This window comes from Demequina sp. NBRC 110054, from assembly GCF_002090115.1.
Classification (GTDB): Bacteria; Actinomycetota; Actinomycetes; order Actinomycetales; family Demequinaceae; genus Demequina.
This window is the reverse complement of sequence record NZ_BBRK01000004.1, coordinates 340,078-356,341: the sequence shown is the minus strand read 5'-3', so window position 1 is coordinate 356,341 and position 16,264 is coordinate 340,078. Positions and strand designations below refer to the sequence as shown.

The following is a 16,264-nucleotide window of genomic DNA, read 5'->3' as shown; positions in this document are numbered from 1 at the left end:
TCCTCGTGGATCAGGACTGCGCATGGGTCCTCCTTCCGGTGTGGACCAGCGCGGGAACGGGCTGGGGTGCGGGGCGCGCACGGCGGCGCACAGAACGCAGGCTGAGCAGGGAACGAAGACGACGCCACGGCGACGAGCGGCGTGACAGATCGCTGCGCTCGGCGTCGAGGAGGCGCCAAGACTCGCGTGCGGCGTCGGAGCTCGCAGGGCGGGAGTCGAAGACGGCGCGGTCAGCCATGGTCGCGAGCGTGAGGGCCCTGTCGCGCTCGAGCAGATCGGCGAGCTCACCGCGAGTGAGCCGCTCGGGCACCTCGAGCCCGGCGTCGACGTAGGCGTCCACGAGCTCCTCCCATGCGCCGACGACGGCGACCTCGGGCATCCGCGCGCGGCGCCGTCGTGAACGGCGCAGGGCCTTGGCGACGATCACGACGAGCAGCGGGGCGGCGAGCAGCGCGAGGGTGACCGCGAGCGTGAGGCCGACGAGCACGACCCTCAAGGCGGTCGCCTCCGTCTCCTCGACCGGCTCGTCGTCGGAGGGGACGGTCGCCGTCTCCTCACCCTGGACCGACGGGGGCTCGATGACCTCGCTCGCGGGCATGTCGGCGTCGGTCGCGTTCTCGGGGAGGCTCTCTCCCTGACGGATGCGGGTCGGGGTGGACGCGAACTGGGGAGTGGTGTCGAGGGCAGTCCACGCCTCCGTGGAGGCCGACCGCACCTCGACCCAGGCGGTCACGTTGGCGCCCGTGCAGGTGTCGGCGCAGGCCTGCACGCCGTCCTCCGGGTCGGCCTCGCCGAGCCGCACCCCGACCACGACGCGCGAGTCGAAGCCGAGGTAGCGCGCGAGCACCGCGGCCGCCGCGGCGAACTTCTCGTCGTCGCCCACGGCCGCGACCAGGAGCGCGTCGTCGGGGTCGTCTCCCGCGCGCAGCTCCTGCTCGAGAAGGCTCTGGAACAGCGCTTCGAGGTGCGCGCCGGTGTGGCCCGCGCGCACGGGCTCGAAGGTGTACGGGCCGCGCGCGGAGAGGTCGTCGATCCAGGAGCCGGCGCCGGTCTCGCGTGCCGCGTGGCTCAGGTAGCCGCGCTCGCGGAGCCTCGACACGAGCTCGATGAGGTCCGCGCCGGTGCGGCCGACCGCCTGCTGCTCGACCCAGGCGGCGAGCGCGGGGTAGTCGTCCTCGGAGATGGTCGCGTTCCCGCCGGTCGCGCTCGCGAGCGTCGCGGTGCCAGCGTCCTCCGCCGCGGCGATCGTGTAGGAGTCGCCCGCGACCAGGCCCATGCCGGAATCGACGGTGTCGAGCGCGACCAGCGCGCTGTCGAGGCTCTCATCGGCGTAGTAGGCGTCGGACAGGGCCTCCGCGTTCGATCCGAGGAAGCGCGGCGATCCGCCGGAAGCCGAGGCGACCGGCACCCAGACCCCGGTGTAGGCCGGACCGATCGTCACCGTGAGATCCGCGTCCTGGACGGTCGGGCGGCGCGCGAAGGACGCCGCATCGGCGTCGATCGTGAAGGACTGGCCGTCATAGGAGTCGAGCGTCGCGAAGCGCAGCCGCTGGCCCTCGGTCGCGCCCTCGACCGTGAGCAGCACCGCGTCGAAGGACGCGTCGGTGAACCAGCTCCGGTACGACGAGAGGGGGCTCGGCTGCGCCGCGATCACCGAGGCAGGGACCACCTGGTCCCGGAGCGCGGCGCGGTCCTGCGACGCGAGGGTCGCAGGGGCGACGCCGACCGCGACGTAGACGGCGGCCAGGAGGAGAACAGCGGACATGAGCCGGCGGCGTGTGGCGACGCTGACCGACCGCCCGCGACGCTGCACTGTCGCCGATTGGGACCGCGCGATGCGCAGCGCGTCGGAGCGGTCGAGGCGTGCACGGCCGAGCAGCCACGCCGCGCACACGAAGACGGAGGCGGCGGCGATCAGCGCGCGCGTGGGCTCGGGCACCGCGAGGGGGCCCCACTCCGCGGTGGCCTCGGTGTCCGACGACCCGAACACCATGCCGAAGGCCGGCAGCGCGAGCAGCGGCACCACCGCGAGCGAGGCGGCGCGCCCGCGCGCGAACGCGATGGTCGTCGCGGCCCACGTGCACGCGACGGTGAGCACCAGGAACGGCACGAGCAGCGCCTGGTAGTCGCCCACCGGGATCGAGATCGTCACGAGGTGCTTCCAGCCGGTGACGGCTGAGGACAGCGCCTCCGCGAGCGCGCTCGGCATGCTCGTGGAGCTGGAGAGCGTCGCCGGCATCGTGATGGGGACGACGACGAGCGCGAACGCCCCTGTGGCAAGCCCCGCGCCCGCCCACGCGCTCCAGCCCCGCGCGTGCGCGAGGAGCGCGGCACCCACACCGGCCATCGTGCCCACCGTCGCGACCCAGATCAGACGGCTCGTCTCGTACACCGGCCACGCGGACCAGATGCCGAGCACGACGCTCGCCACGACGGTGACGAGCGTCAGCGTGAGCGCGCGGGGAGAGGGAGTGGGCATCACACGCTCGCCCTCAGCAGCAGGTGTCCCAGGTCGTGGAGCATGCCGACCGTCGCGATGCGCATGTCGCGCGCCGTCCTGAGCGAGGGCTCCGCACCCGTCTCGCATCGCACGACGACCACCTGCACGTCCGCGGGGAACGACAGCGCCGCGCGCCGCAGATCGGCCCAGGGGTGCTTCGTGCCCGTCGCGAGGAACACGAGCGACAGCTCGGGCGCGGCCTGGAGGGTCATGGTCGCGACCTGGTCGAGCGGCATCACATGGGAGCCGGACTCGAGCGCGCACATCGAGTCGAGCAGCGCGCGCGAGGAGGTCGTGGGCAGCGTGGTGAGCGCATGGAGCCTCCCCCGGTCCTGGTCGGCGATCTCGCCGCTCGTCGACACGACGACCTCGCGTCCGTCGCGCACCGCCTGGGACCCGAGCGACGCCGCGACGGACACCGCCATCTCGAAGTCGTCGTCCGACGCGTACGCCCCCGCGGCGAGATCCAGGACGACGGCCACGCGCGAGCGCCTCGTCTCCTCGTACTGACGGACCATCAGCCGGCCGGTGCGGGCCGTGGACTTCCAGTTGACGTGGCGCCGCGAGTCGCCGGGCAGGTACTCGCGGATCGCGTGGAAGGACAGGTCCGAGTCCACGATGGTGCGGGTGACCTGGCCTTCGAGGTCGCGGATCAGGCCCGCGCTCGTCGAGGGGATCGACGTCGTGACCGGGTGGACGTAGATGGTCTGCTCGCCGGGCCAGGTGTGGTCGCGGCGCAGCACGCCCAGCGGGTCACCGCGGCCGATCGTCATGGGGCCGACGCTGATGACGCCGCGACGAGAGGCGCCGATCGTGAGGGTCTCGCGATGCGTCGCGTGGGGACGCAGGAACGGCACCTGGGTCTCGACGAGCCCGTCGCCGACGGGGATGTCGAGCACCGCGGGCAGTGAGGAGCGCCGACCCCGGTTCGCGATCTCGAGCGTGGCGCTCAGGTCGGTCCCGGCGACGACGCGGTCGCGCTCGAGGTCGAGCTCGACCTCGTAGGTGTGGGTGCCGAGCAGGAAGGGGACGCACACGAGCAGCAGCATCGCCGCGCCGGCCGCGACGATCGCGCCCTCCGACCAGTGCCACGCGAGCGCGGCGCCGACGCCTGCCAGGGCGGTCCCCAGCAGCAGCCAGCCCGCGGGGCTGACGGTGCCGTCCACGGCGTGCCACACCCGTCGGGCCCTGTCCGCGAGGCGGTCGAGGGCCGAGCGGCCGCGCTCGACCCCCGCGGCGAGGCCGCGGCGCTCGCTGTCGTACCGCGTCACGGTCGCGCCGGAGGCCGGCGTACCTGAGGCGCGGTGGCTGCGAGTGCCGGTGCGGTCGGTCATGTCCGTCAGGCCTGCCCGTTCTCGGCGGGCGGCGGCACGTCCAGGAGCACCTGGCCGATGACGTCGGTGGCGCCCACGCCGTCGAACTCCGCCTCGGGCTCGAGGATGAGGCGGTGCGACAGCGCCGGGATCGCGAGGTCGCGCACGTCGTCCGGCGTGACGTAGGTGCGGCCGTGCGCGGCGGCCCAGGTCATCGCGAGGCGCGACAGCGCGATCGCGCCGCGGACTGACACGCCCAGGCGCACCTCGGTCGCGCGCCGAGTCGCGTCGACGAGCCGGATGACGTAGTCGGAGACGAGGGGGCTGACGTGCACGGTGAGTCCCATGTCGATCATGCTCGTCATCTGGTCGGGGGCGAGGACGCTCTCCGCCTCGCGGCGGCCCGCGGGCACGCCCTGCAGGATCCGCATCGTCGCCGCCTCGTCGGGGTACCCGATCGAGGTCTTGACCATGAAGCGGTCGAGCTGCGCCTCGGGGAGGCGGTAGGTGCCCGCCTGCTCGACTGGGTTCTGCGTCGCGATCACGAGGAAGGGGGCCGCCGCGGCGCGTGTGACGCCGTCCACCGTGACGTTGCCCTCCTCCATGACCTCGAGCAGGGCCGACTGCGTCTTGGGGCTCGCGCGGTTGATCTCGTCCGCGAGCACGACGTTCGCGAAGATCGGCCCGGGGTGGAACTCGAACTCGCCCTTCTTCTGGTCGTAGACCGTGATGCCCGTGACGTCGCCGGGGAGCAGGTCGGGCGTGAACTGCAGGCGTGAGGCGGTGCCGCTCTGCGACCGCGCGAGGGCCCGAGCGAGCGCCGTCTTGCCCGTGCCTGGCACATCCTCGAGGAGCACATGCCCTCCGCTCAGCTGCGTCGCGAGGACGAGCTCGATGACGTGGCGCTTGCCCAGGATCACCTGCTCGACGTTGTCGGCGACGGCCGAGAACGTCTGGGCGTACCACTGCACCTGCTCGGTGGAGATCGTCATGGGTTTCCTCTCATCGGGATCGCGTCACCCGCCGGTGCCCGCGGACGGGTCTGTGGAGGGGTCCGGCGAAGGATCGGGGATGGCGCATCGCTCGAGCGCGTAGCGCAGGTCGGGCAGGTCCGCGAACGCGGCGCGGAACCGCACCACGTACTCGTCGGTCGCATTGTCGATGCTCACGTCGGCGGCGCCCTGGGCGGCCGACGAGACCCTCACGAGGGTCGCAGGATCGTCGCCGTCGGTGTAGCAGGCGGTCGGGAACTCGACGGTGACGGTCGTCGGCGGGGAGTCGTTCGCCGCCCTCACCGTGGTCGTGTCGCCGCACAGGCTCGGGTCGTCGGTGCGGCAGTAGGCGGCGGCGATGGACTGGGTCGCTGCGGGGGACAGCGAGAAGCGGCTGCTCGCGGAGCCGCCGTCGTAGGTGTAGTAGATGGTGAAGCCCGCGAGCCTGTCCCAGGTCGGGGCAGTGACGTCGAGGAACGATGCCGTCGCGCCGTCCCACGACGGGGTGGTGGCCACCGAGTACTCGGCGTTGCCGGTAGGCGCCGCCGGTGCCACCCAGGTGAGGTAGGTGTCGGCGGAGGCGAGCCAGGCGGTGCCGAAGCCGTTCGAGGCGCAGACGCCCACGTGGTAGCGCTCGTTGGCGGTCAACCCGGCCACCGTGCTCGTCGTCGACGTCGCGGACGCCCCGGTCACCACGGCCTCGCCCGCGGCGCTCATCGTGCACGAGGGCGTGCTCCCGAGCCACGCGGCGGTCACGACGCTCGTGGCCCGCGTCGAGTAGTTGGCGTCGACGTCGGGGTAGGAGAGGGTGAGGGACCTCCCGGAGGACGTGGCGGTCACGGATCCGGCGTCGAAGCGCGGCTTGCCGGCGACCGTGACGCTGACCGAGAGCGACTGGCCCTCGCTCGTCCCCGTCGTCGGTGGCGCGTAGCGGCTGACGGGAACCACCTGGACCTGGTGGGTGCCGACCGGCAGGACGATCTCGGCCTGGGTCGTCGCGCCCGTGCGCGCCACGGTCTCGCCGGTCGTGACGATCTGGAACTGCTCGACGTCGGCCGCCGCCGTGATGGTGAGGGCGGCGACGCCGTTGTCGACCGTCGTGCGTCCCGCGCGGTAGACGGTCTGGGCGGAGAGCTCCTCGACGACGGGCTGGTCGTAGGCCCAGGTGGTCACGGGCGACGTGGGCGAGGACTCTCCCACCGAGTTGACCGCCCGCGCGGTGTACGTGTGCTGCTCGCCGTTCGTGAGTCCCGTGACGGTGCACAGGTAGGCGGTGGGGCCTGACTGCGCGCACGACGCGGGCACCTGCGTGTCGCCCTCGTAGAGCGCGACGCCTGTGAGCGAGGGGTGGGACTGCGCCGCAGGGCCGAGCGAGACGAGCATCGTGACGAAGTCGGCGCCGTACGACTGGGTGGTCACGCTCGAGGGCGTGGACGGGTAGCCGAGCACGTCGATGGTCAGGGTTCCTCGCCCGGTGCGGCCCTGCGCGTCCGCCACCGTGAAGTCGACCGCGCACTCGCCTCCCGTGGGGCGGTTGCTCGAGGGCCAGGTCACCGTGACCTGGGTCTCGTTGGACACGTGCACGGTCGCGACGGAGCAGCGCGCCGAGTCGCCCGCCGAGTCGCCGACACCGACGAGCTCGAGGCCGGCCCGCGGCGCGCCCTCGAACGGGTCGTACTCGCCGGAGACGCCGACGATGGTCAGCGTGCAGGTCCCCTCGGAGACGTCGCACTGCCGGGACAGCGTCGCGCCGACGGGGGCGTCGGGCACGGCAGAGCCGACCACGAGCGTGATGGTCGAGGACAGTCCTCCGTACGCGGACGACGTGACGGTGACGGTCTCGCGGGTGCCCGGGCGTGCGTCAGCCTTCGCGACGACGGTGAGCGTGGCGCCGGACTGCGTGACGTCGAATGCGGAGCCGGAGTACGACGCGATCAGGTCGAGCGAGTCGATGTCGCCGACGCGGCCGCCCTCCCACGACACCATCTGCTCGAGCATCTGGATCGTCTCGGTGTCCCCGGGCACGACGGTGCGGCTGTGGGCGCCGAGGATCGCCTGCGGGTCTGCGGGCACGATCGTGAACGGGATCGGGACGACGGACCAGGTCGTCTGCCCCTCGACGCGCACCACGAGCGAGCAGGTGTCGCTCCAGGGGGCCTCGCGGCCCGCCGCGTACGCGAGCGAGTCGTCGGCGACGGGTGTGCACGCGGCCGCCGCTCGCTGCACGGCGAACTCCTCCCCCTGCTGGATCTCGACCGCGTCCCCCGCGCCGACCCCGAGCAGGTCGCGGACCACCACCTCGACGGAGTCGTCCTCGTCGACCTCGATCGCGTTGAGCCCTGTCGCGGTCTGGATGCGCATGTCGTCGAGCGCGGGGATCCGCAGGAAGCCGTAGCCGACGGCCTCGTTCCCCGCCGCGTCGGTGCCGGTGAGCACGAACGGCACGACGGTGGCCTCCTCCGGGAGCGTCCCGACGATCCGGGAGCCCTCGACGGTGAAGCCCGCCGGCGCCTCGTCCCACAGCGAGAGCGTGAGGCCCGACACGTTCCCCGTGGTCCACGCGACCTGCCCGTCGACCACGTCGAGACCGTCGGTCTCGAGGACGGAGCGGTTCTCGAGCGTGACCACGGTGTCGGTCACGGCGATCGTGTCTGGCGCAGGGTCGTCGGCCACGTCGACGACGATCAACCCCTCGGCGGTGCTGAAGGACGTCTGCGACTCGACGGTGTACACGTACGAGTGCGTGCCCTCGGCGTCGCCCGCGCGCAGCGCCACGATGCCGGCCTCGAGGTCGGTGGACGAGGCGATCAGCGATTCGAGGCGCGCGTACTCCTCGGTGCCCGGCTCCGCGTTGGGCCTCAGGTCGGTGAGCACGAGCTCGCCCTGGAGCGGGTCCCGATCGTTGGTGAGCGGCTGGACGGTTGCGGGTGAGGAGGAGCCGAGCGCGACGCTCACGTTGTCGCCGTAGGTCACCGGGGCGACGTCGGTCAGCTCGTCGGACAGCACCCCGATCCGGAGGGTCGCGGTGCCTGTCTCGCCTTGAGCATCGCGCACGGCATAGGTGAGCTCCACCTGGCCGCCCTCGACGCCGCCCTCGGGGGCCTGGTAGACGATCGAGCGTCCGGTCGGGCCGATGGTCACGACGCCGGAGCCCGCCTCGGGCTGCGACACGGACGACAGCGTCACCGCATCGCCGTCGGGGTCGATCCCCGCGGTGTCGATCGTGACCCTCACGCTCTGCCCGGCCAGGACGCGGGCCTCGAGGTCGCGGGGCTGGGGAGCGGAGTTCGCGCCTTCGGCGATGACGGTGACTGTGATCGTCCCGGTGTCGAGCACGGTCGGGTCGCTCTGCAGGTAGGCGGAGTAGCGGACCGTGTAGACCCCGGGGGTCGTCGGGGCGACGTAGCGCACGACGGCGTCCGAGGCGAAAGCGAGCTCGCCCTGAGCGTCCGAGCCAGTCACGTCGGGGTGGAGGATCAGCCGCTCGCCGCGCGGCGACACATCGTTGTCGAGGACGGGGATGTCGACCTGGGCCCCCGCTCGCACCGTCACGGCGTCGGGCGCGGCGATCGCGCCGACGCCGTGTGTCGCGGGCAGGAGGATCACCGTGAGCTGCGTGCGGACCGCGGCGCCCGTGCCGTCCGCGATCAGGACGTCGGCGACGCCGAGCAGTCCCGTGTCCTCGGCGGCCGTGGTCGCGCTGACGCGCACGTACGCCTGATCGACGACGCTCACGCTGAGCGCGGCCGAGCTCGTGGAGGCCTCCTGGACCATCAGCACGCGAGCGCCGGTCGAGGCCACGGCGCCGAGCACGTCGACGGTCGTGTCCTCTCCCGGTCGCACGAATGCGGTCAGGGGAGCCGCGGCGAGGGCGCGCACCGCGGCGCTCGCCGTCACTCGGATCACCGCGGTCTGGCGGGCGAGGGTCGCGGTGTCCTCGACGGTGTAGGTCGCGGTGAAGGAGCCCTCCTGGGCCGCGGTGAGGTCGATCGTTCCGTCCGCGGCGCTCGGCAGCACCGACAGCAGCTCCTCGAGCCCGGTCGAGGCCACCGCGCTGACAAGGCGGTACGAGCCCGAGCCTCCGCTGACCACGTCGGCCAGGTCGACGGTCGTGGTCTCGTCGACGCCGAGGCTGATCGCGGTCGGGCTCGCGACGAGCGTCGGCGAGGACGTCACCTGCACCTCGAGCGTGCGCTGCGCGGTCGCGCCGAGGGAGTCGGCGACCGTGACGGTGATCGACAGGTCGTCATCGCCCGCGTTCTCATCGAGGTGCCGGATGACGCCCCTGCCGTCCGCCGTCGGGACCACCGTGACGGGCGCGGACGCGTCCTCCACGACGGCATCCTGCAGCACCACCGGGTCGCCCTCGGGATCGACCCATCCCGACAGCACGTCGACCGCGACGTAGCCGCCCGGGGCGACCTGCGGGGTCGGCCACTCCTTGACGCAGCCGTCGGTACCGCACCACACGGGCGCGGTCTCTGTGTCGTCGTCGACGACGGTGAGCGTGACGGTCGCGGGTTCGGAGGACGCGCTGCCGTCGGTCACGGCGTAGGTGAACGTCGCTGTCCCCGAGGTGTCAGCGACGCTCACGACCGCGGCCTGGTCGTCGGCGATCAGACCCACCTCGCCGAAGCCCTCGTCGACCGGGGTGAGCGAGGCCGGGTCGATCGTGAGCACATCCTTGCTGTTCGGGTCGTAGTCGTTGAGCAGCAGCGGGAGCGACACGACCGCTCCCGCGCGCACGCCGAGCACGTCGTCCACGGCGACGGGGGGCTCCTGCTCGACCACGTCGTCGACCTCGACCGTGCCCTCCTGCTCCTCGCTCTCCGCGAGCGGGTCCCATTCGTCGACGGGCAGCAGCGTGCCGTCGGACACCAGCCACACCATGCCCGTCGTGGTCTCCGTCAGCACCGCGCGATCGCCGTTGCTGCGGAACGCGGGCGAGACGGCGCGCGCATCGTCGAAGGCCGTGGTGAGCACGTCGAGGCCGAGGACCTCGGCGCGGTCGCTCGACCACAGCGAGCCCGAGGTGGTCGACACCCACGCGGCATAGGCGACGCCGTCCACGACGACCGGGGCCGCGGGGGAGCCCGTGGCCTCCGCGAGGCGAGTCGTCGCGCCGTCCGCGAGCGCGACGGACACGAGGCCCTCCGAGTCGGCGACCAGCGCATCGTCCCTGTCCGAGGAGCCGTCCTGGAGGACGGCTCCGTCGGCCGCGCCGGTCGCGATCGGCGCGGACAGCCCGCTGATCCACATCTCGCCCGTGTCCGCGGACATGAGCACCCAGCGACCGGAGACGAGGGCCATCGCGAGCCCCGAGTCGGCATCGGGGGCGGACGGCACGGTCTCGACGGCGTCGTCGAATCCCGCGCCGACACGATAGGTCCGCACCGCGCTCTCGGCCGCGGAGTACATCACCACGGTGCCGTCGGCGTCGATCGCGACCGCATCGGCGACGTAGGCCGCATCGTCCTCGGCCGCGACGGCCGCATACGGGTCGAGCGCGTAGGGGCTCGAGGATGCGCCGTCCGCATCCGGAAGCGAGCCGAGCAGCACCTCGCCTGCATCGGTCAGGTAGACGAGCGTGTCGCCCGCCGAGGCGACCGTGTCCACGCCCGAGGGCACCTCGGCCGCGACCGCGGTGCCGTCCTCCGCGTCCGCATCGACGAGGTCGGCCGGGTCCGCTCCCGTGATCGCCCACGCCTGCCCGTACGCCTGTGCGAAGACGATGCCCCGTGTGCCCGCCTGGACCACGTCGCTCGGATCGGACACGGTGCGGACGGCCTCGAACTCGCCGAGCTCGGTGTCGACCTGCGCGTACTGCCCGTCATCCCTCGTGACCCACACCGACGTCTCGACGGAAGGGGTCTCCTGAACCTCGTAGCCCGGGGCCACGATGATGGCCGTGGCGATCACGCCGACGGAAGCGACGATCCCCGCCGTGCGGAGCAGCGGGCTCCTGCGTCGTGGCGCGGCCGAGGCCTCCGCCATCACAGCGCCGCCAGGAGGATCGCGACGGCCGCGACGGCGGCCGCTCCGGCGGCGGCGCCGATGAGCAGGGGACGCCGCGACGAGCGCTCCGCGGTTCCGCGGCCGGACGCGGCGTCGCGTCGCTGGCTCGAGGCCAGATGCTGCGCCCTCGCCGCGCGGCGCGAGTCCTGCTTGACCGTCGACACGACGGGCGGGCGCGACGGCTCGTCGGCGACGGGGGCCGCGGCGGCGGCCCACTCGGCAGCGGCGACCTCGAGTGGCGTGGTCGGCAGGCCGAGCTCGTACTGCGCCCAGCGGAGCTGCTCGCCGAGCTCGAGCATCGAGGAAGGGCGGCCCGCCGGGTCCTTCGTGAGGGTGCGTCCGAGCACCTCGGCGAAGCGGTCTCCCAGGTCGTCCCGCTCGAGCGGCTCGGGTCGGCCCCTGAGGATGCGCTCCTCCATCTTGCGGCGCGGGAGCTTCGGTTGCCCCGCGGGCTCGAACGGTGCGCGGGCGGTGAGGAGCGTGTACAGGGTCGCCCCGAGCGACCACACCTCGGTGGCGATGGCCCCGGTCGTGTCGCCTCGCACCACCTCGGGGGCGCTCCAGGGGAGCGACAGCGCGACGGTGTCGCCGGCATCGCCGCCGCGCGAGACCGCCGAGGCGATGCCGAAGTCCGCGAGGACGGGCGTGCCAAGGGAGGTGACGAGGAGGTTCGAGGGCTTGATGTCGCGGTGGAGGATCCCCGAGCGGTGGGCCGTCTCGAGCGCGCCTGCCATCCGCACGCCGGCGTCGAGGGTCCTGCTCACGGACAGGGGCTCGCGCTTCATCTCCGCGCGGAGCGTGTCGGGGCAGTACTCCATCACGAGGTAGGGGCGGCCGTCCCCGGAGATCGAGGCCTGATGGACCGTGACGATCGACGGATGCGAGCTGAGCCGTGCGAGCGTGTCGGCCTCCGCGGTGAAGGCCGACAGGACCGCGGGGTTGATCGCGTCGTCGATGAGCACCTTGACCGCGACCACGCGACGCGGCATGTCCTGCTCGAACAGGAACACGTCGGCGAAGCCACCCGTGCCGAGCGGGCGGATGTAGGTGTAGCCCGGCAGCACGGGCGGGGCTGAGGTCGTACGTCGCGCCACCGGCCCTGCCTTCCACCTCCATGGTGCCCGGGCCGTTCCCGAGCGATCCCTGCCCGCTCCGGGCGGCATCGCCTCGCGGCGCGGCGCGGGGCTCCTCCTAGGCCTCGAGCGTATCTCCGCAGCGTCGCTCCCGGTAGCCGACACGGTGTGGGACGGCCCACTTCGCGCGGTACCGTGGCCGGGTGCCTGCCGTCACCGTGCCCATCCCGCTGCGCTGGTCCGACTGCGACGCCTACGGCCACGTCAACAACGTGGCGATCGTGGGGCTGCTCGAGGAGGCGCGCGTGCGCGCGCTGTGGGACGACGACGATCCGATCATGCCGCCGCTCGGCTCGGGCTCCGACGTGTGGGTGCTGGTCGCGGACGTGACCACGCGCTACAGGCGCATCATCGACCACCGGGTGGCGCCGATCCAGGCGGAGGTCTCCGTCTCGCGCTGCGTCGGCGCGAGCTTCGTCGTCGACTATCGGCTGCTCGTCGACGGCGAGGTGTGCGTCGAGGCGTCCACGACGATGGCGATGGTCGAGGCGGCCACGGGGCGCCCGACGCGCCTCACCACGGAGCAGCGCGAGCGCCTGCTCGCGCTCGCGGTCGACGAGGGCTGACCCCGCGAGGCTCAGCCGAGCGCGCGCAGCCTCGGTGCGAGGTCACGCTCGAACAGGTCCATGAAGCGACGCTGGTCGTGACCCGGCGCGTGGAACACGAGGTGCGTGAAGCCCATCTCGACGTACTCGCCGATCCTCGCCGCCACATCGTCCGGGTCCGTGCCGACGATCCACCGCGACGCGATGGTCTCGATCGGGAGGGCATCGGCGGCCCTCTCCATCTCGACCGGGTCCGTGATGTCGTGCTTGGCCTCGGCGGGCAGCGACAGGGGCGACCAGAAGCGGGTGTTGTCAAGGGCGGTCTCCTCGCTCTCCTCGTAGGAGAGCTTGATCTCGATCATCCTGTCCACGGAGGCCGGGTCCTTGCCGCCCGCCTCGGCGCCCGCGGCGACCGCCGGCAGCAGCTTCTCGGTGTAGAGCTCGCGGCCCTTGCCGGAGGTGCAGATGAAGCCGTCGCCCGCGCGGCCCGCATACTTCGCGACGACCGGGCCGCCCGCGGCGATGTAGACGGGGATGCCGCCGTCGGGCTTGTCGTAGATCGAGGCGTCGTGGGTCGAGTAGTAGTCGCCCTCGAAGCTCACCCGCTCGCCCGCCCACAGCGCGCGCATGAGGCGCACGGACTCGCGCAGGCGCGCGAAGCGCTCCTTGAACTCGGGCCAGCGCTGCTCGCCCGCGCCGTCCCAGCCCGTCGCGATCTCGTTGAGCGCCTCGCCCGAGCCGACGCCGAGCCAGATGCGGTCGGGGCTCAGCATGCCCAGGGTCGCGAAGGCGTGCGCGAGGACCGCGGGGTTGTAGCGGAAGGTCGGGGTGAGCACCGAGGTGCCGAGCGTGATGGTCGAGGTGCGCTCGCCGGCCGCAGCGAGCCACGCGAGCGAGAAGGGCGCGTGGCCGCCGGTGTGGCGCCACGGCTGGAAGTGGTCGCTGATGGCGGCGGACTCGAAACCGTGCCGCTCCGCCTCGACGGCGAGCTCCACGAGCTCGCGCGGGCCGAACTGCTCCGCGGAGGCCTTGTAGCCGAGCTTCAACGTCATGAGTTCTCCTTGTCGGTGCCGGGGGTGCCGGAGTCTTCGGTGGTGGCGCGGGCGGCGGCGAGCCCGGCCGCGTAGCCGTCGGCGTAGGCCTCGCGGTGGCCCTGCCTGAACATGTCGCTCTCGGGGGAGCGGACGATGCTGCGGGCGCCGGGGAGGTCCAGCGCGCCCACCGCGCGTCCCATGCCCCTGACCACGGCGAACGGTCGACCCGAGGTCTTTCCCTTCACCAGGTCGGTCGCGGCGGCGATCTCGTCGGCCAGGCATGGCCGGGTCGCGACGAGCGGCCGCCCGTGCGAGTCGGTCGAGCCGGCCATCTCGTCGAACACCGTGACGCCCGCCGCGCCGATCGCGACGTCGGTCTGGCCGTTCCGCCATGCGCGCCCGAGCGTGTCCGTGACGATCACTCCGACCGCGGCTCCCGTGGCCTGCCGGAGCGACGCGGCCATCGCCCGCGCGGACGCGTCGGGGTCCTCAGGAAGCAGCAGGACCGTCCCGGCGTCGGTGTTGGAGGCGTCCACGCCGGCGGCGGCGCACACCATTCCGAGCCGGTTCTCGACGATGCGGGTCGCGCCGTCGTCATTCGCATGGGGGATCGAGGCGACGAGCCTCACGGTCTCGCCGTCGATCGCGGCCTCCCGGGTGTCCGCGGAGACGATGCGCCCCTCGGCCTTGGAGACGACCTTGGAGGTGACGACGACGATGTCGCCGTCGCGCAGCGTCCGATGGCTCCCGAGCGTCTCGAGCAGCAGCGCCGCGAGGTCGTCGCCCGGACGCACCTCGGGGACCGGGCCCGGGGCCCAGACGGCGAGCGTCGCCTCGTCCGCGGGCGTGGGGCGCTCGGGCACGGGCTGTGCCTTGCCCAGGTGGAGGGGAGTCATGATCCGCTCACAGTACGGGCACCACGTGACGGCAATGTTGCGGCGCTCACGGGGTCATCGATCCGCGCGAGCGCGCGGCGGCTCGCCGGACCGAGACCGAGCTCGGCCGCCCGTGCGAGGTCGGCGACCGTGTCGACATCCGACCGCATCCGAGGGCCGGCCGCGTCTGCCAGCGAGGCATATCCCGCGGCCAGATGCCGTGCGTACGAGCCGGAGCCGAAGGCTGGGGAGTGCGCGAGCCCGGAAGCGGCGGTGAGCAGCGTCGTCCCGGTCCCGTCGGCGTCGGGGACGACGGCTCTGCCGTGGGCGGCCGCCGCGGACAGCGCCTCGTCGAGCGCCGCTCCGGTCAGGGCGGGAAGGTCGCCGAGCAGCACGGCGCGGGGCGCCTGCGGGTCGCATGCGGCGAGGCCCGTCGCGATCGCCGCGCTGAGCGACGGCGGCTGGGGATCGGCGACCACGCGCGCGCCCATGCCCTCGAAGACGTGTCGCGCGGCCTCTGCGGTGACGACGACGACCTCGGCGACCGCCGTCGCGTCGAGCACCGCGCGCACCGTGTCCCGCGCGAAGGCACGGGCCAGGCGCTCGCGGGCCGTGTCGGGCAAGTCGAGGCGGCTCTTGGAGGGCGCGGTGCCGCGGACCGGCACGACGACCTGCCATGCGGGCGTGGGGACGGCGGGCATACTCGTCAGTCTAGGGACGCGGCCACCGGTGCCGATCCATGTGTGAGGAGGCCCGAGTGAGGGACATCGTCGTGCTGTCGGGAGGGGTCGGTGGTGCGCGGTTCACGCGCGCGCTGCGGGACGCCGTCGAGGGGACGGGCGCGCGCATCCGTGTGATCGTCAACACGGCCGACGACATGTGGATGGCGGGGCTGCGGATCTGCCCCGACCTCGACTCGGTGACATACACGCTCGCGGGAGTGAACGACGAGCAGCGCGGCTGGGGACGCGTCGGCGAGACCGAGCGCGTCTCGGCCGAGCTCCACGAGTGGGGGATCGGCTGGCCCTGGTTCACGCTCGGCGACCTTGACCTCGGGATGCACATCGCCAGGACGTCGCTGCTGCGGGACGGGGCGCCGCTGTCCGCGGCGGTCGCACAGCTCGCCGCGCGGTGGGAGCTGGGGGCCGAGCTGCTCCCGATGACGGACGACGAGGTCGAGACCCACGTCGTGACGGACGACGGGACGATGCACTTCCAGGAGTGGTGGACCCGCCATCGGGCGTCGGTGCCGGCTCGGGGATTCCAGATGAGGGGTGCGGAGGCAGCGACGCCCGCCGCGGGCGTGGTCGAGGCGATCGCGGGAGCGGACGCTGTGCTCGTGGCGCCGTCGAACCCGATCGTGTCGATCGGGCCGATCCTTGCCGTCGAGGGGATCCGCGAGGCGCTCGCGGCCACGGCGGCGCCTGTCGTCGGCGTCTCGCCCATCATCGGCGGCTCGGTCGTGCGCGGGATGGCGGACGCGTGCCTCACCGCGGTCGGCACTGCGACGGACGCGGCGGCGGTGGGTCTGCGCTACGGGGCGCGGGCCGACGGTGGCGTGCTCGACGGCTGGCTCGTCGACACGGTCGATGCCGAGGCGGTCGGTCCGCTCGAGGCGGCGGGGATCGCCGCGAGAGCGGTGCCGCTGTGGATGACGGAGCCCGACGCGGCGCGCACGCTCGCGAGGGACGCGCTCGCGCTCGCGGACTCTGCGCGGTAGGTGCGGCGAGAGCGGGTCCAGTCCGATTCGGTGGATCGCGCGGCGCCGTCTGCTCGACAAATGTGCGTCAGACCCTTGCCACCGAGTTTGGTGTCTCATATCTTATTGAGGGATCCCATCCCCACCTAGAGGAGTCC

Annotated in this window: 10 protein-coding genes; 2 read left to right on the top strand and 8 right to left on the bottom strand. The window is 73.0% G+C overall.

What is annotated here, in order from left to right; translation table 11 throughout:
• Positions 1–10 precede the first annotated feature (10 nt).
• From B7K23_RS01665 to B7K23_RS01645, 5 genes are read right to left on the bottom strand one after another with little or no spacing between them, the layout of a single operon-like run.
• A complete protein-coding gene (locus tag B7K23_RS01665; RefSeq protein ID WP_159451264.1) occupies positions 11–2,479 on the bottom strand; it encodes a transglutaminase domain-containing protein in 2,469 nt (822 codons plus the stop codon).
• A complete protein-coding gene (locus B7K23_RS01660; RefSeq protein ID WP_143338038.1) occupies positions 2,479–3,834 on the bottom strand; it encodes a DUF58 domain-containing protein in 1,356 nt (451 codons plus the stop codon). Before B7K23_RS01660 ends, B7K23_RS01665 begins: the two co-directional genes overlap by 1 nt.
• A gap of 5 nt (positions 3,835–3,839) precedes the next feature.
• Positions 3,840–4,805 carry a MoxR family ATPase gene (locus B7K23_RS01655; RefSeq protein WP_084124544.1) on the bottom strand — a complete coding sequence of 322 codons (966 nt, stop codon included), beginning with the start codon at positions 4,803–4,805 and terminating at the stop codon, positions 3,840–3,842.
• 24 nt (positions 4,806–4,829) lie between these two features.
• The gene (locus B7K23_RS01650) at positions 4,830–10,799 is read right to left on the bottom strand and encodes an Ig-like domain-containing protein (RefSeq protein ID WP_084124542.1); all 5,970 of its coding nucleotides are present in this window, start codon (positions 10,797–10,799) and stop codon (positions 4,830–4,832) included.
• Positions 10,799–11,914, bottom strand: a complete 1,116-nt coding sequence (locus B7K23_RS01645) for a serine/threonine-protein kinase (protein ID WP_234996365.1) — start codon at positions 11,912–11,914, stop codon at positions 10,799–10,801. The genes B7K23_RS01650 and B7K23_RS01645 overlap by 1 nt, the downstream gene beginning before the upstream one ends.
• Before the next feature lie 182 nt (positions 11,915–12,096).
• Here B7K23_RS01645 and B7K23_RS01640 point away from each other — a divergent pair, with 182 nt between their 5' ends.
• The gene (locus B7K23_RS01640) at positions 12,097–12,519 is read left to right on the top strand and encodes a thioesterase family protein (RefSeq protein WP_084124538.1); all 423 of its coding nucleotides are present in this window, start codon (positions 12,097–12,099) and stop codon (positions 12,517–12,519) included.
• 11 nt (positions 12,520–12,530) lie between these two features.
• Here the strand turns inward: B7K23_RS01640 and fgd are convergent, their stop codons facing one another.
• Genes fgd through cofC form a run of 3 tightly spaced genes read right to left on the bottom strand, consistent with a single transcriptional unit; the run spans position 12,531 to position 15,108 of the window.
• Positions 12,531–13,550, bottom strand: coding sequence for a glucose-6-phosphate dehydrogenase (coenzyme-F420) (gene fgd / locus B7K23_RS01635; RefSeq protein ID WP_084124537.1), 1,020 nt, complete (start codon positions 13,548–13,550; stop codon positions 12,531–12,533).
• Complete coding sequence (gene cofE, locus B7K23_RS01630) at positions 13,547–14,428, bottom strand: coenzyme F420-0:L-glutamate ligase (RefSeq protein ID WP_084124536.1); 882 nt, start codon at positions 14,426–14,428, stop codon at positions 13,547–13,549. Before cofE ends, fgd begins: the two co-directional genes overlap by 4 nt.
• Positions 14,425–15,108: a 2-phospho-L-lactate guanylyltransferase gene (cofC, locus tag B7K23_RS01625; protein ID WP_084124535.1), complete on the bottom strand. Its 684-nt coding sequence runs from the start codon at positions 15,106–15,108 to the stop codon at positions 14,425–14,427. The genes cofE and cofC overlap by 4 nt, the downstream gene beginning before the upstream one ends.
• A gap of 56 nt (positions 15,109–15,164) precedes the next feature.
• Here cofC and cofD point away from each other — a divergent pair, with 56 nt between their 5' ends.
• Complete coding sequence (gene cofD, locus B7K23_RS01620; protein WP_234996364.1) at positions 15,165–16,127, top strand: 2-phospho-L-lactate transferase; 963 nt, start codon at positions 15,165–15,167, stop codon at positions 16,125–16,127.
• Positions 16,128–16,264 lie beyond the last annotated feature (137 nt).

What these genes read in the sequence shown, in the direction of transcription:
- cofE (WP_084124536.1), bottom strand. Translation starts at nt 14,428, where the DNA reads ATGACTCCCCTCCACCTGGGCAAGGCACAGCCCGTGCCCGAGCGCCCC.
- B7K23_RS01660 (WP_143338038.1), bottom strand. Translation starts at nt 3,834, where the DNA reads ATGACCGACCGCACCGGCACTCGCAGCCACCGCGCCTCAGGTACGCCG.
- B7K23_RS01655 (WP_084124544.1), bottom strand. Translation starts at nt 4,805, where the DNA reads ATGACGATCTCCACCGAGCAGGTGCAGTGGTACGCCCAGACGTTCTCG.
- B7K23_RS01650 (WP_084124542.1), bottom strand. Translation starts at nt 10,799, where the DNA reads ATGGCGGAGGCCTCGGCCGCGCCACGACGCAGGAGCCCGCTGCTCCGC.
- fgd (WP_084124537.1), bottom strand. Translation starts at nt 13,550, where the DNA reads ATGACGTTGAAGCTCGGCTACAAGGCCTCCGCGGAGCAGTTCGGCCCG.
- B7K23_RS01665 (WP_159451264.1), bottom strand. Translation starts at nt 2,479, where the DNA reads ATGCCCACTCCCTCTCCCCGCGCGCTCACGCTGACGCTCGTCACCGTC.
- cofC (WP_084124535.1), bottom strand. Translation starts at nt 15,108, where the DNA reads ATGCCCGCCGTCCCCACGCCCGCATGGCAGGTCGTCGTGCCGGTCCGC.